This is a genomic window from Actinomadura harenae, from assembly GCF_003696215.1.
Classification (GTDB): domain Bacteria; phylum Actinomycetota; class Actinomycetes; order Streptosporangiales; family Streptosporangiaceae; genus Spirillospora; species Spirillospora harenae.
Genome location: NZ_RFFG01000001.1, coordinates 1 through 24,890, shown reverse-complemented (window position 1 = coordinate 24,890; position 24,890 = coordinate 1). Strand labels below are relative to the sequence as shown.

The 24,890-nt window shown below is 73.2% G+C and carries 21 protein-coding genes and 2 pseudogenes; 13 read left to right on the top strand and 10 right to left on the bottom strand.

From position 1 onward, the window contains the following. Positions 1-56: 56 nt before the first annotated feature. Positions 57-743, top strand: a complete 687-nt coding sequence (locus EBO15_RS00110) for a DUF4386 family protein (RefSeq protein ID WP_122192207.1) — start codon at positions 57-59, stop codon at positions 741-743. A 25-nt stretch (positions 744-768) separates the two neighbouring features. On the opposite strand, the gene EBO15_RS00105 is transcribed toward EBO15_RS00110, so the two are convergent. After that, positions 769-1,692, bottom strand: a complete 924-nt coding sequence (locus tag EBO15_RS00105; protein ID WP_122192206.1) for a Rieske 2Fe-2S domain-containing protein — start codon at positions 1,690-1,692, stop codon at positions 769-771. Between the two features lie 439 nt (positions 1,693-2,131). Further along, positions 2,132-4,351 (bottom strand): molybdopterin oxidoreductase family protein, encoded by a 2,220-nt coding sequence (locus tag EBO15_RS00100; RefSeq protein ID WP_122192205.1) that lies wholly within the window; start codon positions 4,349-4,351, stop codon positions 2,132-2,134. Between the two features lie 620 nt (positions 4,352-4,971). Between EBO15_RS00100 and EBO15_RS00095 the strand changes: the two genes are divergently transcribed. Further along, entirely contained in the window at positions 4,972-5,430 is a 459-nt protein-coding gene (locus EBO15_RS00095) for an NfeD family protein (RefSeq protein WP_122192344.1), read from the top strand. Further along, positions 5,427-6,386 (top strand): SPFH domain-containing protein, encoded by a 960-nt coding sequence (locus EBO15_RS00090; protein ID WP_122192204.1) that lies wholly within the window; start codon positions 5,427-5,429, stop codon positions 6,384-6,386. Before EBO15_RS00095 ends, EBO15_RS00090 begins: the two co-directional genes overlap by 4 nt. A 17-nt stretch (positions 6,387-6,403) precedes the next feature. On the opposite strand, the gene EBO15_RS00085 is transcribed toward EBO15_RS00090, so the two are convergent. Then, the gene (locus EBO15_RS00085) at positions 6,404-7,852 is read right to left on the bottom strand and encodes a catalase (protein WP_122192203.1); all 1,449 of its coding nucleotides are present in this window, start codon (positions 7,850-7,852) and stop codon (positions 6,404-6,406) included. Positions 7,853-8,096: 244 nt separating this feature from the next. Between EBO15_RS00085 and EBO15_RS00080 the strand changes: the two genes are divergently transcribed. From EBO15_RS00080 to EBO15_RS00065, 5 genes and pseudogenes are all read left to right on the top strand, one after another. Beyond that, positions 8,097-9,260: a CapA family protein gene (locus tag EBO15_RS00080; RefSeq protein WP_233615818.1), complete on the top strand. Its 1,164-nt coding sequence runs from the start codon at positions 8,097-8,099 to the stop codon at positions 9,258-9,260. Positions 9,261-9,276: 16 nt separating this feature from the next. Then, a pseudogene (locus EBO15_RS45670) lies at positions 9,277-9,462 on the top strand (MerR family DNA-binding transcriptional regulator); the annotation flags it as partial. Between the two features lie 449 nt (positions 9,463-9,911). Beyond that, complete coding sequence (locus EBO15_RS45665) at positions 9,912-10,085, top strand: GyrI-like domain-containing protein (protein WP_325051855.1); 174 nt, start codon at positions 9,912-9,914, stop codon at positions 10,083-10,085. A gap of 16 nt (positions 10,086-10,101) precedes the next feature. Further along, positions 10,102-10,650 (top strand): GyrI-like domain-containing protein, encoded by a 549-nt coding sequence (locus EBO15_RS00070; RefSeq protein WP_122192201.1) that lies wholly within the window; start codon positions 10,102-10,104, stop codon positions 10,648-10,650. Between the two features lie 103 nt (positions 10,651-10,753). After that, positions 10,754-12,595, top strand: a complete 1,842-nt coding sequence (locus EBO15_RS00065) for an SDR family oxidoreductase (RefSeq protein ID WP_122192200.1) — start codon at positions 10,754-10,756, stop codon at positions 12,593-12,595. A gap of 36 nt (positions 12,596-12,631) precedes the next feature. Here the strand turns inward: EBO15_RS00065 and EBO15_RS00060 are convergent, their stop codons facing one another. After that, the gene (locus tag EBO15_RS00060) at positions 12,632-12,865 is read right to left on the bottom strand and encodes a hypothetical protein (RefSeq protein WP_122192199.1); all 234 of its coding nucleotides are present in this window, start codon (positions 12,863-12,865) and stop codon (positions 12,632-12,634) included. 312 nt (positions 12,866-13,177) lie between these two features. Here EBO15_RS00060 and EBO15_RS00055 point away from each other — a divergent pair, with 312 nt between their 5' ends. Further along, positions 13,178-14,464, top strand: coding sequence for an LCP family protein (locus tag EBO15_RS00055; RefSeq protein WP_122192198.1), 1,287 nt, complete (start codon positions 13,178-13,180; stop codon positions 14,462-14,464). Between the two features lie 5 nt (positions 14,465-14,469). On the opposite strand, the gene EBO15_RS00050 is transcribed toward EBO15_RS00055, so the two are convergent. Beyond that, positions 14,470-15,912, bottom strand: coding sequence for an MFS transporter (locus tag EBO15_RS00050; protein WP_122192197.1), 1,443 nt, complete (start codon positions 15,910-15,912; stop codon positions 14,470-14,472). Positions 15,913-15,983: 71 nt separating this feature from the next. Here EBO15_RS00050 and EBO15_RS00045 point away from each other — a divergent pair, with 71 nt between their 5' ends. Both EBO15_RS00045 and EBO15_RS00040 read left to right on the top strand, forming a co-directional pair. Next, the gene (locus tag EBO15_RS00045) at positions 15,984-16,979 is read left to right on the top strand and encodes a GlxA family transcriptional regulator (RefSeq protein WP_122192196.1); all 996 of its coding nucleotides are present in this window, start codon (positions 15,984-15,986) and stop codon (positions 16,977-16,979) included. Positions 16,980-17,103: 124 nt separating this feature from the next. Continuing rightward, positions 17,104-17,727: a TetR/AcrR family transcriptional regulator gene (locus EBO15_RS00040; protein WP_122192195.1), complete on the top strand. Its 624-nt coding sequence runs from the start codon at positions 17,104-17,106 to the stop codon at positions 17,725-17,727. A 25-nt stretch (positions 17,728-17,752) separates the two neighbouring features. Here the strand turns inward: EBO15_RS00040 and EBO15_RS00035 are convergent, their stop codons facing one another. The 5 genes from EBO15_RS00035 to EBO15_RS00015 form a co-directional block, all read right to left on the bottom strand. Next, entirely contained in the window at positions 17,753-18,913 is a 1,161-nt protein-coding gene (locus EBO15_RS00035) for an alpha/beta hydrolase family esterase (protein WP_122192194.1), read from the bottom strand. A 146-nt stretch (positions 18,914-19,059) separates the two neighbouring features. Beyond that, positions 19,060-19,665 (bottom strand): response regulator transcription factor, encoded by a 606-nt coding sequence (locus EBO15_RS00030; protein WP_199744240.1) that lies wholly within the window; start codon positions 19,663-19,665, stop codon positions 19,060-19,062. Then, on the bottom strand, positions 19,662-20,933 hold the full coding sequence (locus EBO15_RS00025; protein WP_122192193.1) for a sensor histidine kinase: 1,272 nt from the start codon (positions 20,931-20,933) through the stop codon (positions 19,662-19,664). The genes EBO15_RS00030 and EBO15_RS00025 overlap by 4 nt, the downstream gene beginning before the upstream one ends. Before the next feature lie 67 nt (positions 20,934-21,000). Then, complete coding sequence (locus EBO15_RS00020) at positions 21,001-21,741, bottom strand: ABC transporter permease (protein WP_122192192.1); 741 nt, start codon at positions 21,739-21,741, stop codon at positions 21,001-21,003. A gap of 39 nt (positions 21,742-21,780) precedes the next feature. After that, positions 21,781-22,665, bottom strand: coding sequence for an ABC transporter ATP-binding protein (locus tag EBO15_RS00015; protein ID WP_122192191.1), 885 nt, complete (start codon positions 22,663-22,665; stop codon positions 21,781-21,783). Positions 22,666-22,977: 312 nt separating this feature from the next. Between EBO15_RS00015 and EBO15_RS00010 the strand changes: the two genes are divergently transcribed. Next, positions 22,978-24,084 carry a ferritin-like domain-containing protein gene (locus EBO15_RS00010; RefSeq protein ID WP_122192190.1) on the top strand — a complete coding sequence of 369 codons (1,107 nt, stop codon included), beginning with the start codon at positions 22,978-22,980 and terminating at the stop codon, positions 24,082-24,084. A 337-nt stretch (positions 24,085-24,421) separates the two neighbouring features. Then, positions 24,422-24,890, top strand: a pseudogene (locus EBO15_RS00005) (hypothetical protein); the annotation flags it as partial.

Here is a 24,890-nt window from a genome sequence, read left to right as displayed (position 1 = left end):
TGACAATCGTTCTAAGTTGTAATCATTATCCAAGTGGAACGATTTGAGGAGCTGACATGACCACCGCGTCCCCACAGGCCGCCCCGGCCGCTTCACGTCGCAGCGTTCACCAAGGACCGCCGCTGCTCGTCCCCGTCCTCGTCTATGTGGCTCTGACCATCGCGTACATCGCGGTCAACGCGTCCACGCCGCAGCCGACGGCGTCCGGCGCGGACGTGCTCCGGCACAACCTGGACCACGGTGGGCAGGTCAAGGTCGGCGCCTTCCTGCTGATCGCCTCGGCGACGCCGCTCGCCGTGACCGCCGCGTTCCTCTACCGGAGGCTGCGGACCCTCGCCGTCAACGCGCCGGGCAACGCGATCGCGCTGGCGGGCGGCGTCCTCGCGGCGTCCGCGCTGACCCTGTCCGGAATGTTCGCCTGGACGGGCGCGCGCCTCGCCTCCGACGCGAGTCCCGCGCTCGCCCGCGCCCTCGCGGACCTCTCGTTCGCCACCGGAGGACCGGGCTTCGCCCTCGCGTTCGGCCTGTTCGTCGCGGGTGTCGCCCTGCCCGGACTGATCGGACGCCTCCTGCCGCGCCCGGTCGCGGCGCTCGGGCTGGTGATCGCCGTCGTCGGCGTCGTGTCCTCGCTGACATTCGCCGTCTACGGGTTCACGTACCTGGTTCCGGTCGTCCGATTCGGCGGGACACTGTGGCTCATCGCGACCGCCGCTCTCCTCCCGCGCACCCGTTCCCGGGCCTGACCAGGGGATCCGCCTGGGCGGCCGATCAGGAGAGGGGACGGACCTGGACCATGCCGTCCTCGCTGACGCGGGTCTCGAACGCGGGCTGGCGGCCGGTCGCGGGACCGTGGACGACGGAACCGTCCGTCACGCGGAACGTGCTGCCGTGCCACGGGCAGACGACGCAGGTGTCGCCGTCCTCGTCGACGGTGATCCGGCCCTGGTGAAGGGGGCCGGCGAGGTGGCTGCAGCGGTCGGTGAGGACGTGGATCCCGTCCTCACCGCGCAGGACGAACAGGCTGATGTAGCCCAGCGTGCGGCGGACGGGCCAGCCGTCCGGAAGGTCGGCGGCGGGACACAGGTCGTGCCAGCCGAGCGGGACGAGGTGGGAGACCTGGTCGGCGTGGCTGGCGCCCGCGGCCTGCCGGAACGCGAGGTGCCCGCCGAGGTAGCCGCCCGCGAACAGGGCGCCGAGCCCGGCGAGGCCCAGCGTGCGTCCCGCGGCGTCCCGGCCGCGCAGGCGGGCGACCAGCGACGCGCCGTACAGGGTGCTCGCGGCGGCGGTGCCCAGCGCGTGGACGAGTCCGACCCGCTGCTGCTCGCGGTGCAGGGCGGACCAGTCGGCGAAGCCCGTCAGCGCGGTCGGCACGGCCCCGGCGAGACCGACCGCGACCAGCGCGGACGACGCGCGCCGCGTGCCCGGCACCAGGTCGAGGACGGCCGAGGAGACCCAGCAGCCCATCGGCAGGTCGGTGAGCGGCGGGTGCGCGGGATGCCCGATCGGGACACCGTGCAGCGCGTCCTTGACCGGGCTGCCCGCGGGGAGCGCCCGCTTGACGCCCGCGGAGACCACGCGGATGGCGCGGTCCAGGAACCCCGCCTGTTCCAGGTTCTCGGCCACGTCCGCCGGACGCGGCCCGACCTGCGGCCGGGGGCCGCGCCGGAAGATGCTGCTCGCCCGTCGGTTCAAGGTCGTCCCCTCCTCGGGTGCGTGCCTCGCGTTCCGGCTCCCGGACGGATCCCGCTCCGGACGGATCCCGCTCCGGAGGAATCCGGCTCCGGGCGGCTCCGATCTCTGACGGCTCGTTCCGGACCCGACTCTGTCGGCCCCGGCAGCGGTCCTCGTGGTTCCTTACCGGGCCACCTTGGGCGGGCCCGATGCCCGGTCGGCTTCAGACCCGGCCGCCGATATCCCGTCCGCTTCGCTTCGCTTCGGCTCTGGCCTCGGCGGCCGGAACGGATGCCGCCTGGACGGACCATCCATGCCGAGGGGATTCCTACCAGCGGGTATGGGCCCCTAAACCCGGTATCGACCACCCACTACCAGCGCAAAACCAATCAATCACCGCAGGTTGGACATCTAAAAGATCTTGGTCGGCGGCCCCAACGTTCTCCGCGGGCCGGACGTTTTACAGGGGTGAGGGCAGCGGGGTGAGGGTGACCGGGACGCCGTTGAAGGCGGCGTTTCCAGAGAGGGGGTCGATGAGCTGATCATCGGTGATGGCGTTGACGTTCACGCCCGGACGGGCCGTGGCGACCCGGGTGCGGGTGCCGGGGAGGTCGTGGCCCCAGCCGTGGGGGAGGCTGACGACACCGGGCATGACGGTGTCGGTCGGTGAGGCGACGGCCTCGACGTCGCCGGTTCGGGACGTCACGCGGACGCGGGCGCCCTCGGTGATCCCGAGGCGCTGGGCGTCGGCCGGGTTCAGGTGCAGGGTGCAGGTGTTGGAGCCGCCGAGTAGTTCCGGAACGTTGTGCAGCCAGCTGTTGTTCGAGCGGAGCTGCCTGCGCCCGATCAGGACGAGGTCGGGGCGCGGGGCGTCCAGGGCGGCGGCGAGCCGGTCGGTGTCGGCGGCGAACGCGGGCGGGCACAGCTCGATCCGTCCGGACGCGGTGCACAGCACCTCGTCCAGGCGCGGCTTGAGGGGGCCGAGGTCGACGCCGTGCGGATGCTCGTCGCGGAGCCGGGCGAGGGTGAGGCCGTTCGGGTCCGCGCCGAAGCCCTCGCCGTAGGGGCCGAGCCGCAGCATCATGTCCAGCCGCTGCTCGGTGGGGGACGCGCCGTCCGCGAGCACCTTGCGCAGCTCGGCGGGGTTCCGGCCGTGGACGGGCGAGCCGAGCGCGGCGACCGCCTTGCCGAGCGTGGACATGATGACGAGTTCGTCCAGGTCGGCGGGGGTGGCGTCGGTTCCGGCGGCGAGCGTCGCCAGTCGCGCGAGGATCTCCGTCTCCGCCGGGCGGCCGTCCGGCAGCGGCACGACGGGCGGCGAGTAGCGGGCGTAGTCGCGCACGGTGAACGCCAGCAGCGCCAGGTCGTAGTGCGGGGTCTGCGCCGGGCGCGGCGGCGGCAGCACGACGTGCGCGTGCCGGGTCGTCTCGTTCAGGTACGGGTCGACGCTGATCACGAGGTCGAGTGAGGGAAGGAGGCGATCGAGACGGGCACCGTCGGGAGCGGACAGCACGGGGTTGCCGCCCACCGTGACCAGCGCGCGGATCTGGCCCTCGCCGGGCGTCTCGATCTCGTCCGCGAGCGTCGCGACCGGGAGTTCGCCCATGGCCTCGGGCAGCCCGCGCACCCGGCTGCGCCACCGGCCCGTGGTGAACGGGCGCCGCCGCCGGTACACGGGCATGTGCGCGGCCCGCGGGAACATCGCGCCGCCGGGGCTGTCGAGGTTGCCGGTGAGGACGTTCAGCACGTCCACGAGCCAGCTCGCGAGCGTCCCGAACTCCTGCGTGCACGTCCCGATGCGGCCGTACACGGCGGCACGCTCCGCGGCGGCGAGCTCGCGCGCGGTCCGCCGGATCACCTCCGCCGGCACGCCCGTGACCGGCGCGACCCGCTCGGGCGTGAACCCGACGACCAGCGCGCGCAGCTCGTCCAGCCCGTTCAGCGGCAACCGGTCGGGCACCGCCGTGAGCTCCTCGGCGAACAGCGTGTGGACGAGCGCCATCAGCAGATGCGCGTCCGTCCCGGGCCGGACGAACAGGTGCTCGTCGGCGAGCGCGGCCGTCCGCGTGCGGCGCGGATCCACGACGACGACGCGTCCGCCGCGCGCCCGGATCGCCTTCAGCCGTCCGCCGAAGTCGGGCGCCGAGCACAGCGACCCGTTCGACTCCAGCGGGTTCGCGCCGAGCATCAGCAGATGATCGGTCCGGTCGAGGTCCGGCACCGGGATCGCCAGCGGATCCCCGAACAGATGCCCGCAGCTCACATGCTTCGGCATCTGGTCGGCGGTGCTGGCCGTGTACACGTTCCGCGTGCCCAGCGCCTTGATCAGCGCGGACCCGTACAAGGGGCCCGCCACCGAATGCGCGGTCGGGTTCCCCACGTAGATCGCGACCGCGTCCCGCCCGTACCGCGCGATCACGCCGGCCAGCTCGTCCCGGACGGCCTCGAACGCCTCGTCCCACCCGACTGGAACTCCGCGCACCAGCGGCCCGTCCAGCCGGTCCGGATCACTGTCGAGCCGTCCCAGCGTCGCGCCCTTGGGACACAGGAACCCCGCGCTCAGCGGGTCGTCCCGGTCCCCCCGCACCGACGTGACCGCCCCCGCCCCGTCCACCGTCAGCTCCAACCCACAGAGCGCCTCACAAAGCGGACAAGTCCGATACGCCACGCGGCCGCCCATGACCGATACTCCTTGTCGCCAGCACCCCGCCCCCATGATGCTCCGCCCCCCGACCCCACCGCCACCACCTCCCAGGCCCCCACCCCCCGCGCCCGCGTCTTGGCCCCGCACTCTGTGTCGCGCGTCCGCGTCGGCGTCTGGCGTCGGCGTTTCGCGGGTTGTGGCTCCGTGCTGCGTCCGCACGCTGCGTCTCCGCGTCATACCCGGCGTCGCGTCTCCGGGCTCTCTGAGCTGCGCCTCGCGCCGTGTCCCTGTGCTGGGTCCGTGGGTTGCGCCTCGCGCGGCGTCCGCGTGCCGTGTCTCCGCGGCATAGGCCGCGACGCGTCTGCGTGCCCTTTGCGTTGCGCCTTGCGCGTCCCCGCGCAGCGTTTCGGCGCTGCGCCTTGCAGGCCGCGTTGGGTGTCTGGGTGCGTCTTGGGCTGCGGGTTCGCCGTGTGATGGGGGCTTGGGGGTGGTGTTTTGGCGTGTTCGTTTGGTTGTGGGTTTGCCTGTGGTTGGGGAGGGGGCGGGGGTGAGCTTTGGGGGTTGGTGGGGGTGGCCGGGTGGGGGCTTTTGGGTGGGGGGTGGGGGCGAGTTAACGTGAAAGGGAGGACATCGGCCGCCTCTGGGAGATGACGCGGATGGAGGCGTGGATCGCCTGGTTGCTGCTCGCGGCGTTGCTCGGTGTGGCGGAGCTGCTGACGTTGACGCTAGCGCTCGGGTTGCTGGCGGTGGCGGCGCTGGCGGCTGGGCTGACGGCCGCGGCGGGGCTTCCGGTCGGGCTTCAGGCGGCGGTGTTCGCGCTGGTCGCGGTCGGTGGGATCGGGGTGGTGCGGCCGATCGCGCGGCGGCACGTCCGGCAGCCGCCGAAGATGCGGTCCGGGACGGCCGCCCTGGTGGGGCGGGAGGCCGTGACGCTCACCGAGGTCAGCCGCGCGGGCGGGCGCGTGCGGATCGGCGGTGAGGAGTGGACGGCCCGTCCCTACGACCCCGACCTGGTCATCCCCGCCGGGGCGACCGTCGACGTGCTCGCCATCGAGGGCGCGACGGCGCTGCTGTACCCGGTGGGACCGGCCCGGATCCCGGAGGGGGAGCCATGACGAACGTCGCCATCGCACTGCTGGTGGTGCTGCTCGCGGGGATCGCGGTGCTGGTCATCGCGACCGTGCGGACGGTCTGGATCATCCCGCAGGCGCGTGCCCGGAACGTGGAGCGGCTGGGGCGGTACCACCGGACGCTGGAACCGGGGATCACCTTCGTCGTGCCGTTCGTGGACCGGGTGAAGGCGCTGATCGACCTGCGTGAACAGGTCGTGTCGTTCAAGGCGCAGCCGGTGATCACCGAGGACAACGTGGTGGTGCACATCGACACCGTGCTGTTCTTCCAGGTCACCGACCCGCGGGCGGCGGACTACGAGATCGTGAACTACATCCAGGCGATCGAGCAGCTGACCGCCACCACGCTGCGTAACGTGATCGGCACGCTGGACCTGGAGGCCACGCTGACCTCGCGTGACCGGATCAACACCGCGTTGCGCGGTGTGCTGGACGACGCGTCCGGCAAGTGGGGGATCCGCGTGACGCGCGTGGAGATCAAGGCCATCGAGCCGCCGCCGTCCATCAAGGACGCGATGGAGAAGCAGATGCGGGCCGAGCGGGAGAAGCGGGCGGCGATCCTGACGGCGGAGGGCGCCCGGCAGTCCAAGATCCTCACGGCGGAGGGGGAGAAGCAGGCGGCGATCCTGCGCGCCGAGGGCGGCAAGCGGTCGGCGATCCTGGAGGCGGAGGGCCAGGCCACGGCCGTCGACAAGGTGTTCACGGCCGTCCACAGGGCCGATCCGGATCCGAAGCTGCTCGCCTACCAGTACCTGCAGACGCTGCCGAAGCTGGCCGAAGGGCAGAACAGCACGTTCTGGGTCATTCCGAGCGAGGTCACGTCCGCGTTGGAGGCGATCACGAAGGCCTTCGGCGGTGACATCGCGTCCGCCGTCCACCGTGCCGCGATCGAGGACGGTGGACGGGGCTCCGAGGAGCGGCGGGCGCTGGCGCATCACTGAGGCGCCGTGGCCTCCCGTCAGGCGCCCAGGCCCTTGGCGACGCGGTCGCCGAGGTCCTTGTGGACGTTGCGCCAGTACTCGACGACGCGTTTCTTCATGTCGGCGGTGACCTCCGGGGTGGAGGCGTGGCCGACGATGTTGGAGACGAGGTGGTCGCGGTCGGACGGGGAGAGGACCTTCTCCCAGAGGGCGCGCGGCTGCGAGAAGTCGTCGTCGTCGCGGTGGAGTTCGTAGGCGTGCCGGATGATCTCGCCCGCGACCTCGTAGGACTCGCCCGACCAGGTGTCGGGCGGGGCGGCGACGGGGCCGCCCATGGAGTTCGGCGCGTAGACCGGGTCGGTGGGGTTCCGGTAGGTCATCGGGCCGTCGTAGTTGTAGGTGTCGACCTTGTTCCGCGGCTGGTTGACCGGGAGCTGGAGGTAGTTCGGGCCGATTCGGTAGCGGTGGGTGTCGGGGTAGGAGAACAGGCGTCCCTGGAGCATCTTGTCCGGGGACGGGCCGATGCCCGGCACGAAGTTGGACGGCTCGAACGACGCCTGTTCGATCTCGGCGAAGTAGTTCTCCGGGTTCCGGTTGAGGGTCCAGCGGCCGATGGTGATCTCCGGGTAGTCCTCGTGCGGCCAGACCTTGGTGAGGTCGAACGGGTTGTAGCGGTAGTCGGCGGCGTCCTCGAACGCCATGATCTGCACGTTCACCGTCCAGGACGGGTGGTCGCCGCGCCGGATCGCCTCGTGGAGGTCGCGGATATGGGAGTCGGGGTCGGTGGCCTGGATCTGGGCGGCCTCGGCGTCGGTGAAGTTCTTGATGCCCTGGTCGGTCTTGAAGTGGTACTTGACCCAGAACTTCTCGCCGGAGGCGTTGTACCAGAGGAAGGTGTGCGATCCGAAGCCGTGCATGTTCCGCCACGAGGCGGGGGTGCCGCGGTCGCTCATGAGGAAGGTGACCTGGTGGGCGGACTCGGGTGACAGCGTCCAGAAGTCCCACTGCATGTTGTGGTCGCGCAGGTGGTTGTCGGCGCGGCGTTTCTGGCTGTGGATGAAGTCGCTGAACTTCTGCGGGTCGCGGATGAAGAAGACCGGGGTGTTGTTGCCGACGAGGTCGTAGTTGCCGTCCTCGGTGTAGAACTTCATCGCGAAGCCGCGCGGGTCGCGGGCGGAGTCGGCGGAGCCGAGCTCGCCGGCGACGGTGGAGAAGCGGACGAACGAGTCGGTGCGGGCGCCCTTCTGGAAGAGCCCGGCCTTGGTGAACTGGCTGACGTCCTCGGTGATCTCCAGGACGCCGTAGGCGCCGCCGCCCTTGGCGTGGACGACCCGTTCGGGCACCCGTTCGCGGTTGAAGCGGGCCATCTTCTGGACGAGGTACTGGTCCTGGAACAGCAGCGGGCCGTTCGGGCCGACGGACTGGGAGTGCTCGAGGCTCGGCGCCGCGGCGCCGGCGTCGGTGGTCGCGATGCGCTTGTCGGACATGGGCGCGTTCCTCCGTGCTCGTGGCACGATCGTTTCAAGGAAACGACTCATCCAGGTTTCGTGGCTCTATCACCTGGTTGTATGCCCGCACGGTGTGGTCGGTACGGGTCGGCACCCCTGATGTTTCATGTGGAACCAGGTAAAGGAAGGGTCGGGGCGTCCCGGATCGGTCTGGCGAAATTCCCTATTTTGTCCGTGTTTTCTTGGCATCCTGGGGTCAGCCGATCAAGGAGGTACGGACCCCGTGCGCGACGGACACCCCGCGTTCAGCCCCTCGGGGAACCACCGGACGAGGCCGTGGCGCCGTCGGCGTACGCGGGCGTTCGCGCTGGTGGCGGCGGGTGCCGCGGTGGCGCTCAGCGCGGCGGCCTGCGGGGGCGACGGGAAGAAGGGGGACGCGTCCGGCGACCCGAAGCGGAAGGCGCCCGGCGCGTCCAAGGGCGGAGACGGGAACGGACGCCGGCCGATCACGATCGCGTTCGGCGGCGACACCCACTTCCAGGGGAAGAGGCTGCGCGGACGCCTGGCCTCGCCCGGCACCGCGCTCGGCCCGATCGCCTCCACGCTGCGCGCCGCCGACTTCACCATGCTCAACCTGGAGACGGCGATCACGACCGGCGGGACGAAGGCGCCGAACAAGGAGTACACCTTCCGCTCCCCGCCGTCGGCGTTCACCGCGCTGAAGGCGGCCGGGGTGGACGTGGTGTCCATGGCCAACAACCACGGCATGGACTACATGGAGACCGGCCTCCGCGACTCGCTCAGCGCGATCAGGAAGAGCGGGTTCCCTGTCGTCGGGATCGGCAAGGACGAGGACGAGGCGTTCCGCCCGCGCCGCTTCACCGTGAAGGGCAACAGGATCGCCGTCGTCGGCGCGACGCAGGTGCTCGACGACCATCTCGCCAAGGCGTGGACGGCGACGCCGGGCAAGGGCGGGCTCGCGTCCGCGAAGGACGTCCCCCGGCTGGTCCAGGCGGTGAGGGAGGCCAGGAAGGGCTCCGACTACGTGATCGTCCACCTGCACTGGGGGCAGGAGATGCGCGAATGCCCGCTGCCCCGGCAGAAGGACCTCGCGAAGACGCTGGTCGACGCCGGCGCGGACGTCGTGGTCGGCGGGCACGCGCACGTCCCGCTGGGCGGCGGCTTCATGAAGGGCAGGTACGTCCACTACGGGATGGGCAACTTCGTGTTCAACGGAGTGTCCGGGCAGCCCGACACGACCGGGCGGACCCGCCTGTCGGGCGTCCTGCTGCTGCGCCTGGACGGCGGCAAGGTCACCAACGCGACGTGGAAGCCCGCGCACCTCTCCGGCGGCCTCCCGACCCTGATGACCGGGGCGGCGGGCGCCGCCGAGCTCAAGCGCTGGAACGCCCTGCGCGGCTGCACGGGCCTCACCGCCCGCCCCTGAGGTGGACTCTCCCACCATGGGAGAGGCCACAGTGGGGGACGTGAGCGAAGATCTCCTTCCGATCGGGCGGTTCGCGCGGCTGTGCCGGTTGAGCGTGAAGCGGCTCCGGCACTACGACGACCTCGGGCTGCTGGCGCCCGCGCACGTCGACCCCGTGTCCGGCTACCGGTACTACCGGGCGGACCAGGCGCGCGACGCCCTCGCGATCGGGCTGCTGCGGACCCTGGACGTCCCGCTGCCGATGATCGCGCGGACCCTGGCGGAGGACGACCCGACCGGTCCGCTGACCGAGGTCCGGGACCGGCAGGCCGCCGAGCTGGCGCGCCGCCGCCGTGCCCTGGACGTGCTGGAACGCCTCCTCACCGAGGGGCTTCCGGCGCCGCGGGTCACGGTCGTGGACGAGCCCGCCCGCACCGTCGCGATCGCCCGGGACGTCGCGTCCCTGGACGAGATCGCCCCGGCGATGGGGCGTTGCGCGGCGCGGCTGACGACGGGCGTCGCGTTCGCCGAGCCCCTGATCGGCGTGTTCCCGCTGGACCCCGCCGAGGAGTTCCCCGTGGCGCTCGCCGCCGTCCTGCCGGACGGAGCCGAGCCGCCCCGGGGACGCGGCGGGACGTCCTGCCGGGCGGGCCGTTCGCGACGGCCGTCCACGTGGGGCCGTACGACCAGGTGGGGCTGGTGGTGCACGGGCTGCTCGCCTGGTGCGCCGACCACGGCCACACCCCCGGCGGGACGACCCGGGAGACCTACCTCGCCGACCCCGAACGCACCCCGCCGGAGGCGCTGGTGACGCGGGTGCAGATCCGACTGGAGGACGAACGATGAACCTGGAGGACGAACGATGAACGACGCCTGGTACGCCGCGGCCGACGAGCCCGCGCTCGTCGAGCTGGACGCCGTCCGCGGCCTGTCCGTGAGCGGCCTCGGCGACCCCGAGGGGCCCGAGTACGGCGCCGCGGTCGAGGCCCTGTACGCGGTCGCCGGGGCGATGGGGACGCCCGGCATGCCGCCCGAGGCCCGCTGGTGGGTGGAGGACGAGCGTCCGCCGCTGGAGGTCCCGCGCGCCGAGTGGCGGTGGCACCTGTTCCTCAAGGCGGGCGGGGAGATCACGGCCGGGCAGGTGGAACGCGCCCGGGACGCCGTCCGGGCGAAGGTCCCGGCGGCGGCGCGCGTGCAGCTCGCCGAGTTCGACGAGGGGACGTCCGTGCAGATCCTGCACCACGGCGACTACGCGGGCGAGCCCGCCACGCTCGCCCGCATGCACGCCTTCATGGCCGACCGGAACCTCGTCCCGCGCGGGCTGCACCACGAGATCTACCTCAGCCTCGGCGAGCTGACCGTTCTTCGCCAGCCGGTCATGAGGGTCGATCCCGGCGGGCTCGAGGCGTAGGTTCGCGGAGAGGCCGAGGTCCGCGGGAACGCGCCGGTCCGCGGAACGCGGGGACGCGCGGGTCCGGGCGGAGCGGCACCCTCCGACGGAGAGGCGGTTCGCGGTGCGGGATCACAAGGTGAGGTCGGGCGACGTCGAGCTGGCCGTGCGCGAGCGGGGCGAGGGGCGCCGGCCCACCGTCCTGCTCGTCCACGGCTACCCCGACACCGGCGCGGTGTGGGACGAGGTCGCCGGGCTCCTCGCGGAGCGGTACCGGGTCCTCACCTACGACGTGCGCGGGGCCGGGGCGTCCACCGCGCCCGCGGACCCGGGGGACTACGCGATCCCCGCGCTGGTGGGCGACCTCGCCGCCGTCCTCGACGCGGTCGGCGGCGACGCGCCCGTCCACCTCGTCGGGCACGACTGGGGATCCGTCCAGTGCTGGGCCGCCGTGACGGACGGCCCGGACGGGCGTCCCCTCCGCGGCCGGATCGCGTCCTTCACGTCCATCTCCGGGCCCGACTGGCGCCACGTCGCCGCATGGGCCCGCCGCGAGACCCTCGGCCTCCACGACGACTCCGCGGACGCCGAGGCGGATCGGGTGCGGGTGCGCGCCCGGCGGGCGGGGCGGGTGCTCGGCCAGGCGCGCCGGAGCGTGTACATGCCGGTGTTCGCGGCGCCCAAGGCGGGCGAGATGCTCGCCCGGGTCGTCGCGGCGACGTTCGCGCGCGGGCTGAAGCACGCCGAGGGCGGTGAGCCGAGGCCCGGGCACCCCGCGCCCACGCTCGCCGGGGACGCGCGCAACGGGCTCGGGCTGTACCGCGCCAACCTGCGGAGACTTCCTGATGGGGACGCGACGGCACTGGTCCCGGTGCAGGTGATCGTCCCCACCCGGGACCGGTACGCCCTGCCCGACGCGCTGCTCTCGGCGCGCGGCCACGCCGACCCGCTGTACGTCCGGCGCATTCCGGCGGGGCACTGGGTCGCCCGCACCCATCCGGACCGTGTCGCGCACTGGATCACCGAGTTCGTCGACCATCTCGAGGGCGGCCCGGACACGCCCGACCTCGTGCGCGCGCGGGCCGCCGGACGTCCCGGCGGCGAGTACGCCGGACGGCTCGTCGTGGTGACCGGCGCGGGCAGCGGCATCGGCCGCGCGACGGCCCGCGCCTTCGCCGCCGAGGGCGCGTCGGTCGTGGTCGCCGACATCGACGAGGGCGCCGCCAAACGCGTCGCCGACGAGATCACCGGCTCCGTGGACGGGGGCCCGTCGTGGGGCGCCGCCCACCCGTACGGCGTGGACGTCGCGGACGCCGAGGCCATGGAGCGTTTCGCCGACCACGTCACCGAGACCTTCGGCGTCCCGGACGTGGTCGTCAACAACGCGGGCATCGGGGTCGCCGGGCCGCTGCTGGAGACCGGCGAGGCCGACTGGGCGCGGATCCGGGCCGTCAACCTGGACGGCGTGTACCGGGGCTGCCGCCTGTTCGGCACGCGGATGGTCGCGCGCGGCGAGGGCGGGCACCTGGTGAACGTCGCGTCCATGGCGGCGTACGCGCCCGGCGCGCAGGTCGCCGCGTACTCGGCGACCAAGGCGGCCGTGCTCCGGTTCAGCGAGTGCCTGCGCCTGGAGCTGGCGGACGAGGGCGTCGGCGTCTCCGCGATCTGCCCGGGAGTGATCGACACCGGGATCATGCACCGCACCCGCTACGTCGGGCTCTCCGGGGCCGCGGCGGACGAGATGCGCGACGGTCTGGCGAAGGTGTTCGCGCGGCGCGGCTACCCGCCCGAGCGCGTGGCGCAGGCCATTCTCCGGGCCGTCCGGGCGAACCGTCCGCTCGTGCCGGTGGCCCCCGAGGCGCACCTCGCGCTCGCCCTCGACCGGTACGCGCCGCCGGTGAACCGGGCCGTGGGCCGCATGATCCGCCGTGCGGGCGAGCGGTACCGGGGCGCCCTGCCGGAGTAGTCCGGGCCGAGCGGCCAGGCGTCCGGGGCCGAGTGGTCAGGCGTCCGGGAAGCGGCGCTTCTTGGCCGTGTCGAGCACCACCAGGAGGACGGCGGCGGTCACGAGGGCCGCCGCCGCCACGATCCACCATGCCGGGGCGGGCATCCGGGACGGCAGCGACAGCAGCGGCGTCCAGCCGAAGTACTTGGCGGGGAACGGCAGCAGCCCCTCGTAGAAACCGGCGAAGAACACGATCGCCTGCAACCCGTCGTAGGTCTTCGGATCGTCCATGTCCCCAGTGTCCGGGCCGGGGCGGACGGCCACCAGCGACCAAGGTCGATGCCCGCGCCTCCAAGGGTGCTTTCCGGACGTTTCCGGCCCTTCCGATCCCGTGCGCATCGGGAGGAACAGTAGAGATGTCCGGTTCGTTAGCAGGCTGAGCGGTGCCGGGCACCGCTGTCCGGAGCGGCGCCTCGCGGGGGCGGGCGCCGGCCGGGCCGTCACCGCGGCAGCGCCGCGGACCCCGCCCGAGAAGGGGACGAGACGACGCCAAACGCCCTCTGACCAGTGCGTTTCGGCAACCTGAAGACGAGAAGGACAGCGATGAGCAGCCACGGGGACGGGCGGGAGCGCCCAGAGCAGAACGTCCCGTCCTCCCGGGGCGACCGCTCCCCGCTCCGCTCCGAGACCGGCGCCTGGGCCGTCCCGCCCCGCCCGGAGGAACCCACCGCCCGCCCGGACGTCGCACGCTCCGACGTTCCGCCCGCGACCGCTCCGTACCCGGACGCCGTCCGCCCCGACGCCCCGCGCTCCGACGGCCCGCGTCCGGACGGCCCGCCTTCCGACGGCCCGCGTCCGGATGGCGCGAGCTCTGAGGGTTCGGGGGCGTTCGCCGAGTCGCGGAGTCCCTCGTCCGGGGGTGGGAGCCGGAACTCGGGCGGGTATCGGACGCGGAGGTTGCGGCGGCGCCGGCGGATCCGGCGGCTGGTGCCGGTCGCGGTGGTCGCCGTGATGGCGGTCCCGATCGCCGGGTACGGGCTGTACTCGCAGGTCGAGGGCAACATCCGGCATGTCAGCGCCGAGGATCTCGGGCCACGTCCGGCCAAGCGGACGCAGGCGGAGAACGTCCTGGTCGTCGGGTCGGACAGCAGGCAGGGCGCGAACGCCGCGTACGGCAAGGACGAGGGCGCCCGCACCGACACGATGATCCTGTTCCACATCCCGGCGGACGGGAGGAACGTGCGGGGGATCAGCCTGCCGCGCGACTCCATGGTCCGGATCCCCGCGTGCCGGACGTCCGGCGGCGCGACCGTCGCGGCCCGCACCGGGATGATCAACTCGGCGTTCAACGAGGCCGGGCTGGCCTGCGCGTGGAAGACCGTCGAGGGGGCGACCGGCGTCCGCCTCGACCACGTGGTGCAGATCGACTTCACCGGCTTCAAGTCCATGGTGGACGCGCTGGGCGGGGTCGAGCTGAACGTCCCGGAGAAGATCGACGACGCGAAGGCCGGGCTGCACCTGGCCGCCGGGCGGCAGAAGCTGAACGGCGAGCAGGCCCTCGGGTACGCGCGCGTCCGGTACAGCCTCGGCGACGGCTCCGACCTGGGGCGGATCAAGCGGCAGCAGCAGCTCATGACGGCGATGGCCGGGAAGGCGCGCGGCCAGCTCACCAACCCGGCGCGGCTCTACTCGTTCCTGCGCGCCGCGTCCAAGTCGGTCGTGACGGACAAGGGGCTCGGGCTGAAGGAGATGTTCGACCTGTCGTCGAGCGTCGGCGACACCGGGAGCATCCGGTTCGGGACCGTTCCGGTCGGGCCGTATCCGGCCGACAAGAACCGGCTCCAATGGACGCAGCCCGCGGCCGGGCAGCTCTTCGACTCGCTTCGCTGACGGCATCAGCCGCGCCGGAAGCGCAGGCAGGCGAGAGCGGAGGCGATGCCCGCGCCGGCCATCAGGTACCAGCCGAAACGGTAGTCCGCGATCATCGGCGCACCGCCCAGCACGAGGGTCAGCACGGCGACGCCCAGCGCGGACGCGATCTGCCGCGTGGTCATGAGCACCGCCGATCCGAGGGAGATCCGGTCGCCGGGCAGGGCGGTGGACGCGCCGAACAGCGGCGGCTGGAGCAGGGCCGTGCTCGCGCCGAACAGCACCGCGCCGGGGAGGTAGCCGACCGTGTAGCCGTGCTCGATGCCGATCGCCCACCAGGCGGCTCCGGCGGCGAGGGTGAGCCCGCCGGCGACGGCGGAGGCGCGTTCGCCGATGCGCCCGACGACGCGTCCGGACAGCGGGGAGAGGATCATGCACGCCAGCGGGACGGGTGCCAGCGCGAGCGCCGCCGTGACCGGTGACCAGTGGGCGACCTGCGTGTAGTACAGCGTGGTCGCGAGGAGTCCCGCCGCGAGCGCCAGGTAGTAGAGGCCGACTCCGGTGACCGCGACGGCGAACGTCCGGTTCCGGAACAGCGCCGGGTCGATGATCGGGTCGCGCGCCCGCATCAGCCGCGCGGCCAGCAGCGGGATCAGCACGGTCGCCAGCACCCCGCAGAGGATCGTCGGGACGCTCGGGTACCCCCATCCCGGGCCCTGTGTGAGCAGCGCGGTCAGCGTCCCGGCGGTCGCGAGCAGCAGGCCCGCGCCCTGGAGGTCGAGCCCCTTGCGTGCCCGCTCCGCGGATCCGCGCGGCCCGTCGGGGGCGAGGAGGCGGCGGCCGGCGAGGACGGCGGCGATCGTGATGGGCACGTTGATGAGGAAGATCCAGCGCCATCCGGCGAGGAGCAGCAGCCCGCCGAGGACGGGCCCGCACCCGGCCCCGGACGCCGCGACGGCCGTCCAGATGCCCATGACCGTGGGGTGCTCGCGGCGCGGGAACACGGGCAGCGCCAGCCCCAGGGACGTCGGGATCAGCAGCGCCCCGCCCGTCGCCTGGACGACCCGGGCCGCCACGAGGAGCCCGAGCGTCGGGGCCGCCGCGCAGGCGACCGACGCGACGCCGAACAGCGCCATCCCCATCAGGAAGACGCGCCGCCGCCCGGCGTCGTCGGCGACGCGTCCGGCGGGCACGAGCAGCGCGGCCAGCACGATCGTGTACGCGTTCAGCACCCAGGACACGTCGGCGAGCGAGGCCCCGCCGAAGCTCTCCCGCAGCGAGGGGAAGGCGATGTTGACGGCGAACAGGTCGAGGATCGCGAGGAACTGCGCGGCCGAGGCCACCCCGAGGACCCACCACCTGCGCGAATCCGCGACGTCCCTGGCGGAGGCGCCGACGGCGAGGGCGGCGGGGGCGGGCGCGGCGGGCGGGGCGGGCGGGGGCGCCGCGGAACGGATCGTGGTGTTCATGCGCCCAGCCTCCGCGAACCAGGCCATCCCGGACGAGTGGCAGAAATGACGCGATGCGCTAGATTCCTGCCATGCACACGCTCGCGGTCGTCGTCATGGACGAGATGCCGGTCTTCGAGGTCACCCTCCCGTGCCAGCTGTTCGGCTCGCCCCCGCCCGGGCACACCGGACCCTGGTACGACCTGCGGATATGCGCCGAGGACGGCCCCCGGCACGTGCCGCTGCGCGGCTCGTCCGGGCACGGCGACCTGCCCGGCCTGTTCGGCGTCAACGCCGGTCACGGGCTGGACGGGCTCCGCGACGCCGACACGATCGTCGTCCCGGCGTCCGCCGACGTGAGCCGCGATCCGTCCGCTCCGCTCCTCGACGCGCTGCGCGAGGCGCACGAGCGCGGCGCCCGGATCGTGTCCCTGTGCTCCGGCGCGTTCGTCCTCGCCGCCGCGGACCTGCTCGACGGCCGCGCCTCCGCCGTCCACTGGAAGCACGCCGAGACCCTCGCCCGCCGGTTCCCGCGCGTCCCGGTCGACCCGGCCGTCCTGTACCACGACCACGGCGACCTGCTCACGGGCGCGGGCTGCACCGCCGGGATCGACCTGTGCCTGCACCTGATCAGGCACGATCTCGGCGCGGAGGCGGCGACCGCCGTCGCGCGGCACATGATCGTCCCGCCGCACCGGTCGGGCGGCCAGGCGCAGTACGTCGCCTCGCCGATGCCGCGCCCGGGGCGCGGCGACGGGCTCGGGCCCGTCCTGGACTGGGGCGTCGAGCGCCTGCACGAGCCGCTGACGGTCGCGGACCTCGCGTCCCGCGCCGGGCTGACCGTCCGCACCCTGCACCGGCGCTTCCACACCGAGCTGGGCGTGACGCCGCTCCGCTGGCTGCTGACCCAGCGCGTCCTGCGCGCCCGTGAGCTGCTCGAACGCACCGACCTCCCGGTCGACGCCGTCGCCGTCCGGTGCGGGCTCGGCAGCGCGCCGAACCTCCGCGCCCACTTCTCCCGCGAGATGGGCGTGTCCCCGAGCGAGTACCGGCGCGCCCACCGCACCCGCGAGCCCGCCCCCGCATGAGGCGGGCGCTCCGGGCCTGTTCTCGGTCATTCTGTGCGGGAGTCCGGAAAGTCACGCCGAGGGCGGGGTGTGATCTCCGCGTCGTCATGTCCCAGGACGGCGCGGAGGAGTGACAATAGGGGGTGTGACCGACATCCGAACCCCGCTCCGCCGCCGTCCCGCGCAGCGCCGCAGCGCCGAACGCGTGCAGCGGATGCTGGACGCCTGCGCGGACATCCTGGAGGAGGACGGCTACGACGGCCTCACCACGACCCGGATCGCGCAGCGTGCCGAGGTCGCGATCGGCTCGGTCTACCAGTTCTTCCCGGACAAGCGCGCCGTGGCTCAGGCGCTGGCGCTGCGGAACCTGGAGCAGTTCGAGCAGACGGTGTCCGAGCGCATCGGCGGCGGCCGCTTCGACGACTGGTCGGACACCGTCGGCGCGATCATCGAGATCTTCGTGGAGATGCACCGGTCCGTCCCCGGGTTCCGGGTGCTGCGGTTCGGCGACGTCGCCGACGTCCGGCTGCTGGACGAGGGCGCCGAGAACAACTCGGTCGTCGCCGACCGGCTGCGCGAGCTGATCGTGGACACCTTCGACATCACCGAGACGCCCGCCCTGGAGCGCGCCCTCGCGATCGCCGTCGAGGCCGCCGACGCCGTCCTCCAGTTGGCCTTCCGCCGTGACCCGCAGGGCGATCCGGACATCCTCGCCGAGGCCGAGCGGCTCATCCACGGCTATCTCGCCGACCACATCTCGACCGCCTGACGGACAGGGTTCCAGCGCCCGGCGGTCAGGGGGTGGCGGCCGTCCAGGGCGGCTCCCCGGCACCGCCGGGACCGGAACCGGGGCCGGGGCCGGGCCCCGCGCCGTGCGGCCCGTCGCCGTCGCCGTCGCCGTCCCAGTCGCGCCCGCCGGCGCCGTGCAGGTCGTCCGCGCCGGTGAACCCGCTGCTCGGGCGGCCGCGCTGCGCCCGCCAGCGCGGGGCGTCGCCCGCGAACACGTCCAGTGTCACCGAGGTCGCGTCGATCTTCTTCGTGGACGCGCCCGCCCCCACGGCCGGTGAGCCCGGCCAGGCGTGGCCCACGCCGCCGACGGTGTAGAGGTCCACGCGGGCGTCGCGGCGGCAGCCCGTCCAGGTGCGGCGCCGGACGCCGTCGGCGGGCTCCGCCGAGGTGGTCTTCCCGCAGCTGAACGCGTGTCCCCAGGCCGCAGCCGCGGCCGACACCGACGGCAGGTCGAACGACCCGTCCGCCGGGATCATCCAGGACGGCACGCGCGACCGGTTCCCGCCGAACGGCTCGCCGCCCTCATACGGGACGACCGGGTCGGACGTGCCGTGGAAGGCGACGATCGTGGTGGGCTCGGGCCGCGGGCAGGGCCGGGCCAGGTTGAGCCCGGAGACGGCGGCGACCCCGGCGAGCCGTCCGCCGAGGCCGCAGACCAGGGCGGTCGCGAGGCCGGCGCCGTTGGAGAAGCCCGCGGCGAACTCGCGCCGCCGGTCCAGGCAGAGGCCCTTCTCCAGATGGTCGAGCAGGGCGCCGACGTAGCCGATGTCGGCGTCGCCGTCCGGCATGCCGGGCAGCTTCCAGCCGCCGCGCTCGGCCGCGCTGTCGGGTTCGACGACGACGAATCCGCGCGCGGCGCCCGCGTCGGCGAGCCGTCCGTAGATGGCCTGTTCGAGCCCGGACGAGTTCAGTCCGTGCAGGTCGAGGATGAGCGGCAGGGGGCCGGTGTCGCGCGGGTCCTGCCCCCGGTCGGGGACCTTGACGATGAAGCCGCGCCCGCGGAACAGGTGCTGCCCGGTCGTGATCGTCCCGCCGGTGCAGCCGATGCTGGCCCAGCGGGGGAGGACGGGGGCTGGCCCGGCCGGCCTGGCCTTGACCGTTCCCGGGTCGCCGCTGTGGCAGGCCGCGGCGAGCGTCCCGGCGAGGAGCAGCGCCCCGATCCGCACCGCGCCGATCCGTAGCGCCCCGATCCGCAGCGCGCCGATCCGTAGCGCCCCGAGCTGCAGCCGACGGCGCTGCCGCGGGGGACGGCGACCGGGTGCGGCCGCCGCTCGGCCGGGCCCCCGCCGCGGGGGCCGGGGATCACCGGGGCTCAGAGCCATCCCTGCGCCCGTGCGGTGTGGACGGCCTCGATGCGGTTGCGCGCCCCCACCTTGTTGATCGCGGAGGAGAGGTAGTTGCGGACGGTGCCCTCCGACAGGTGCAGCCGCCCGGCGATGTCGGCGATGGTCGAGCCGTCCGCGCCCGCGGTCAGGACGTCCCGCTCGCGCGGGGAGAGCGGGTTCGGTCCCGCGCTGAGCGCGGCGGCGGCGAGGTTCGGGTCGATCACGCGCTCGCCCGCGGCCACGCGGCGGATCGCGGCGGCGAGCTCCCGCGCCGGGCTGTCCTTCACCAGGAACGCCGAGGCGCCGGCCTCCATGGCGCGGCGCAGGTACCCGGGACGGCCGAATGTGGTCAAGATCATGACCCGGCAGGACGGGACGGCGTCCCGGATCTCCGCCGCGGCGGCCAGGCCGTCCTTGCCGGGCATCTCGATGTCCAGGAGGGCGACGTCGGGCCGTTCACGCCGGGCGAGCAGCACCGCCTCGGCCCCGCCCGCGGCCTCGGCGACCACGTCCAGGTCGTCCTCGAGACCGAGCAGCGTGGCGAGGGCGCCGCGCACCATGCCCTGGTCTTCGGCCAGCATCACCCGGATCACGACGCAGACCCTACTGCCGGCCGCGCGTCCCCGCCTTCCCCCGGGCGGCCGGTCCCGGCCCCGGGCGGGCCGCAGCCGGACGGCGATGACCCACCGGACGACCCACCGGACGACCCACCGGACGAGGTGAGCGGAAGCCGCGCGGTCACCGCGAAGCCGCCCGACGGACGAGGCCGGGCCGTCACCGTTCCGCCCGCCGCGTCGAAGCGCTCGGCGAGTCCGGTGAGGCCGTTGCCGGGCGTGAAGTCCGCCCCGGACGCCGTCCCGTCGTCGGTGATCGTCAGGACGGCGCATCCGGGTTCGCGCCGCGTGCCCGGCTCGCGGCGGACGTCGATCTCGCAGCGGTTCGCGCGGGAGTGCCGGACGACGTTGGTGACGGCCTCGCGGACGGCCCAGCCGAACAGGACGTCGGCCTCGTCCGGGAGCGGGGTGCCGGAGGTCCGGACGACCGGCTCGATCCCGGCGGCGGTGAGGACGGCGCGGGCCCCGTCCAGCTCGCCGGTCAGGTCGCGGCGCCGGTAGCCGGAGATCGTCTCGCGGACGTCGCGCAGCGCCTCCCGCGCCACCGACTCGATGTCGCCGACCTCGGCGAGCGCCCGGTCGACGTCGCGGGCGGCCATCCGCCGGGCGACCTCGCTCTTCAGGACGATCAGGGACAGGCTGTGCCCGAGCAGGTCGTGCAGGTCGCGGGCGATGCGCAGCCGCTCGTTGGCGGCGGCGAGCCGGGTCGCCTCGGCGCGGGCCTCGCGGAGCTGGTGGACGAGCGTCCGGGCGTGCCGGAACGCGAACATGAACAGGCCGAGCGACAGCGCCGACATCGTGATCGTCAGCAGCCCGCCCCGGCCGACGCCGAGCAGCCAGCACTGGAGGGCGCCGAGCGCGGCGGCGGCGATCACGGTGGAGGGGACGGCCCGCAGCGGCAGCGTCATCGCGGCGATGATGGACAGGTAGATCGGCATCCCCGCCCAGTCGGAGCCGAACGCGAACGGGAGCCCCACGCAGAGCGCCGCGAACACGGCGAACAGGACGTAGGAGTGGCCGCGCAGGGGTTCCAGCCAGCTCGCCCGGGTGAGTGGCGTCGCCATGTACACCGTGACGAACAGGACCAGGGCGAGCACCGCCAGGACGAGCCGCGGGCCGTGGTACCCGCTCACGACCTTGATCACCGGGATGAGGTAGATCAGCCCGAAGGCGGCCCAGAACGCCCGGCGCCGCCGGGACGTCTCCGGGTCGTCGTCGGTGATCGTCTCCTTGAACAGCCCGCCCATGGCCCGCTTCCGTCGTTCCGCCGCTCCGTGGTCCGCGCCCAGTATTTCCTGTCGTGTCCTCTTCCGCTCAGCGCGCCCGCAGGGTCCGGCGGTAGGCCGGGATCGCGAGGGCGCCCAGGCCGGCCGTCCAGGCCACCAGGACCAGGGCCGTGGTGGCCGTCGGGGCGTGCCCGGACACCAGCGTCCAGCCGAGGTTCCCGAACCGGTTGGACGGCGTCCAGACCGCGATCGTCCGCAGCGCGGACGGCAGCTGGCTGACCGGCATCCAGAGTCCGCCGAGGATGGACAGCGCGAAGTAGGCGCCGAGCGTGATCGGCTGGGCCGAGTCCGGTCCGGCCAGGCAGCCGATCAGGATGCCGAGCGCGGCGAACGGCAGCGAGGCGATCCACATGAGCACGACCATCAGGACCCAGTGCAGCGGGTCGACGCGCACCCCCTCGACGGCGACGGCGACCAGGCTGACCAGCAGGATCGCGGGCAGTGCCAGGACCATCGAGGCCACCGTCCGGCCGGTCACGACGGCCCACGGACGCAGCGGCGTGGTCTGGAGCTGGCGCAGCCACCCGGACGCGCGCTCGGCCGCGAACCGCTGCCCGGTCGTCGACAGCGAGGCCCCGATCGCGCCGAACGACGCCATCGACACCATCAGGTAGGTCTGGATGTCCAGGCCGGTCTTGGGCTCGGTGCCGTTGCCCTTGAAGACGCTCGCCCACAGCAGGTAGAAGGCGACCGGGACGGCGAGGGTGAAGAACGTGAAGCGCCGGTCGCGGAACATCCGCACGACCTCGAGGCGCAGATAGGTGGGCATGGGAAGCCTCCGGGGGACGAGATGCCGGGTCAGGTCAGGTCAGGACTGGTCGGTGGTGAGGTTGAGGAACGCCTCCTCGAGGTCGGCGCCGCGGACCTCCAGGTCCCGGACGGTCAGCCCGGTCCGGTACAGCCCGGCGGTCGTGGCGTCCGCGTCGGTGCTGGTCAGGATGGCCGTGGTGCCGCGGATCTCGATGCCGGTGACGCCCTCCAGGAGGTCCAGCCCGGCGGCGGACTGATCGCCGAGGGTGAACCGGACGGTCCGGGTCCCGGACCTCGACTTGATCTCGGCGGCGGAGCCGTCGGCGACGATCCGGCCGCCCGCCATGACGACGATCCGGTCGGCGTTCTCGTCCGCCTCCTCCATGTAGTGGGTGGCGAACAGGATCGTCCGGCCGCCCGCCGCGTAGGCGCGCATGCTGGCCCAGAAGGTGCGGCGCGACTCGACGTCCATCGCGGCGGTCGGCTCGTCGAGGACGAGCAGCTTCGGCGCGCCCGCGATGGCCAGCGCGAACCGGACCCGCTGCCGCTGCCCGCCGGACAGCTTGTCGGCGCGGCGGCCCGCGAGGTCGGTGAGGTCGGCGGTCGCGAGGATCTCGGCGAGCGGCAGCGGCTCCGGGTACAGCCCCCGGACGAACCCGACGACCTCCTTGACGGTCAGGCCCTCGACGAGCGCGCCGTCCTGGAGCATCGCCCCGACGCGTCCGCGGGCGACGGCGGTGGCCGGGTCGTCGCCGAAGACCTCGACCGCGCCGGCGTCCGGGCGGGCGAGCCCGACCAGCATGGAGATCGTCGTGCTCTTGCCCGCGCCGTTCGGGCCGAGCAGCGCGAGGGTCTGCCCGGCCGGGATCGTCAGGTCGAGTGAGGCGACCGCGCGGACCGTTCCGTAGCTCTTCGCGACGTTGGTGACGGTGATGGCGTCCATGGGTTCAACGGTAGGAACGCACAGGTCAGCGAGTTAGTGAAGGTTGTCGCGGCCCCACGATGACTTTTGTCATGGGTGCGGGGGCACGCTCGCCCCGCGGTCGCCCCGCGGTCGCCCCGCGGTCGCCCCGCGCTCGCCCCGCGGTCGCCTCGCGGCCGGGCGGGTTCCGGGCGGGGTTCCGGGCGGCCGTGAATGGGTCTGTTCGCGGGCAGCTTTACATGTTACGAAGGGATGTAAAGCGGTGGGCGGCACCACCCCGCGCCGACCCGCGGTCGCCGAGGCTCGCGGGAGGCCGCGTCCCAGGAGGCTGGCATGACCTCGTACGACTTCTACGTCTCGCCCGTCCCCAAGGAGACCTGGGACGTCCCGATGTCCGGTGACGCCCGTTTCACCTGGGAGTACGACGACGGCCGCGACCGGCTGCTGAACCTGTACCAGAAGGGCAAGGACAAGCAGTGGGACGCGCAGAAGCGCATCGACTGGGACATCGAGGTCGACCCGAACAACGTGGCCGGGCTGCCCGAGCAGTTCAACCCGCTGGTCGGCTCCGCCATCTGGGACAAGATGTCGCAGGCCGACCGGGACGAGTTCGGACGGCACCAGGGCGCGTGGCTGTTCAGCCAGTTTCTGCACGGTGAGCAGGGCGCGCTGAACGTGTCGGCGCGGATCGTCCAGTCCGTCCCCGACCTGGACTCCAAGTTCTACGCGGCCACCCAGACGATGGACGAGGCGCGGCACGTGGAGCTGTACTCCAAGTTCCTGCGCGAGAAGATCGGCATGTACTACCCGATCAACCAGGACCTGGCGAAGCTGCTGGCCGAGTCCCTCGAGGACTCCCGCTGGGACCTGCCCTACCTCGGCATGCAGGTGCTGATCGAGGGCCTCGCGCTCGCCGCGTTCGGGCTGTACCGGGACATGTCGACCAATCCGCTGGTCAAGCAGCTCCTCGCGTACGTCATGCAGGACGAGGCGCGGCATGTCGCGTTCGGCCGGCTCGCGCTGCGCGACTACTACGCCGAGCTGACCGAGAAGGAGCGCGCCGAGCGCGAGGAGTTCGTGGTCGAGGGCTGTTATCTGATGCGCGACCGGTTCAAGGGCCGGGAGGTCTTCGAAACGCTCGGCATGCCGATGGCCGAGTGCATGGAGTACGTCGACAACTCCGATATGTACACGCTCTACCAGTCGCTGCTGTTCTCCCGGATCGTGCCGTGCGTGAAGGATGTCGGCCTGTGGGGCGAGAAGGTGCAGGCGGCCTATCTCGACATGGGCGTCCTCGACAACGCCAAGGCCGACCTCGAGGCGCTCATGAAGCAGGACGAGGACATCGCCGAGGCGGTGGACCGCGAGCGCTACGAGGCCGAGCTCGCCGCCCGGCACGCCGAGGTGGACGAGGCGATCGCCCTCGGCGAGGGCGCCTGACCCCCGGGAAGGGCAGCGCCGGGGTAAGGACGGTAAAAAGCGGGGACGCCGGATCGGCGTCCCCGCTCCTGTTTGTTCACAACGGATCCGTAAAATCTCCTTGGCATATCGGGTGGATATGCCGGTGAATGTCATTTCATGGCGGACGCGGCTGAAGCGGTCCAGTCCCTTCCAATGATCATTCCCATGCCGATGCATTTCCTTCGGGAAAGGGCTGTGCGCGGCCATCGGCTGTACTAACGTCCCCGACCGGAAAGCCGGTGCACACCACCGGACGGCTCACAGGGGCGGACGCGCCCCGGCCGTGCAGGATCAATCCGACAACCGGGGGGAAAGCATGAACCGTTCCGCGCGGAACCTGATCAGGGCCGCCGCCATCGCGCCGCTCTGCGTCGCCATGGCGGGCCTGTCCGGACCGGCCTTCGCCGCAGGCGGCCCGCTCGCGGGGCAGGGCGCCGCGGCCGGCCTCCAGGGCACCGTCTCGAACGTGACCCGCACGGTCGGCCAGGGCGGCGACGCCTTCGGCCTCCAGAGCCGGGAGCGGGTCGTCACTCCCGTGCCCGTCCCGGGCGAGCACGGCGTCAACCGGCCCCACCCCGGCGGGCACGCGCCCGGCCGTCCGGCCGCCCACGGCGGTTCGATCGGGGTGCGGGTCCACCCGACCCACGCGGGCCCCTCTGGCCCGACGGGCCCGCGTGGCCCGGTCCCGTCGCCCGGCCACAAGCGGCCCGGCAAGCGCACCGGCAAGGCCCGTCCGACCGCCCCGCACGCCCCGGCGAAGCACGCCCCGGCGAAGCGCGCCGGGC

Coding starts and splice junctions, on each gene's coding strand:
- EBO15_RS00110 (WP_122192207.1), top strand. CDS start 57: ATGACCACCGCGTCCCCACAGGCCGCCCCGGCCGCTTCACGTCGCAGC.
- EBO15_RS00100 (WP_122192205.1), bottom strand. CDS start 4,351: ATGGGCGGCCGCGTGGCGTATCGGACTTGTCCGCTTTGTGAGGCGCTC.
- EBO15_RS00095 (WP_122192344.1), top strand. CDS start 4,972: ATGGAGGCGTGGATCGCCTGGTTGCTGCTCGCGGCGTTGCTCGGTGTG.
- EBO15_RS00090 (WP_122192204.1), top strand. CDS start 5,427: ATGACGAACGTCGCCATCGCACTGCTGGTGGTGCTGCTCGCGGGGATC.
- EBO15_RS00085 (WP_122192203.1), bottom strand. CDS start 7,852: ATGTCCGACAAGCGCATCGCGACCACCGACGCCGGCGCCGCGGCGCCG.
- EBO15_RS00070 (WP_122192201.1), top strand. CDS start 10,102: ATGAACGACGCCTGGTACGCCGCGGCCGACGAGCCCGCGCTCGTCGAG.
- EBO15_RS00060 (WP_122192199.1), bottom strand. CDS start 12,865: ATGGACGATCCGAAGACCTACGACGGGTTGCAGGCGATCGTGTTCTTC.
- EBO15_RS00055 (WP_122192198.1), top strand. CDS start 13,178: ATGAGCAGCCACGGGGACGGGCGGGAGCGCCCAGAGCAGAACGTCCCG.
- EBO15_RS00050 (WP_122192197.1), bottom strand. CDS start 15,912: ATGAACACCACGATCCGTTCCGCGGCGCCCCCGCCCGCCCCGCCCGCC.
- EBO15_RS00045 (WP_122192196.1), top strand. CDS start 15,984: ATGCACACGCTCGCGGTCGTCGTCATGGACGAGATGCCGGTCTTCGAG.
- EBO15_RS00025 (WP_122192193.1), bottom strand. CDS start 20,933: ATGGGCGGGCTGTTCAAGGAGACGATCACCGACGACGACCCGGAGACG.
- EBO15_RS00020 (WP_122192192.1), bottom strand. CDS start 21,741: ATGCCCACCTATCTGCGCCTCGAGGTCGTGCGGATGTTCCGCGACCGG.
- EBO15_RS00015 (WP_122192191.1), bottom strand. CDS start 22,665: ATGGACGCCATCACCGTCACCAACGTCGCGAAGAGCTACGGAACGGTC.
- EBO15_RS00010 (WP_122192190.1), top strand. CDS start 22,978: ATGACCTCGTACGACTTCTACGTCTCGCCCGTCCCCAAGGAGACCTGG.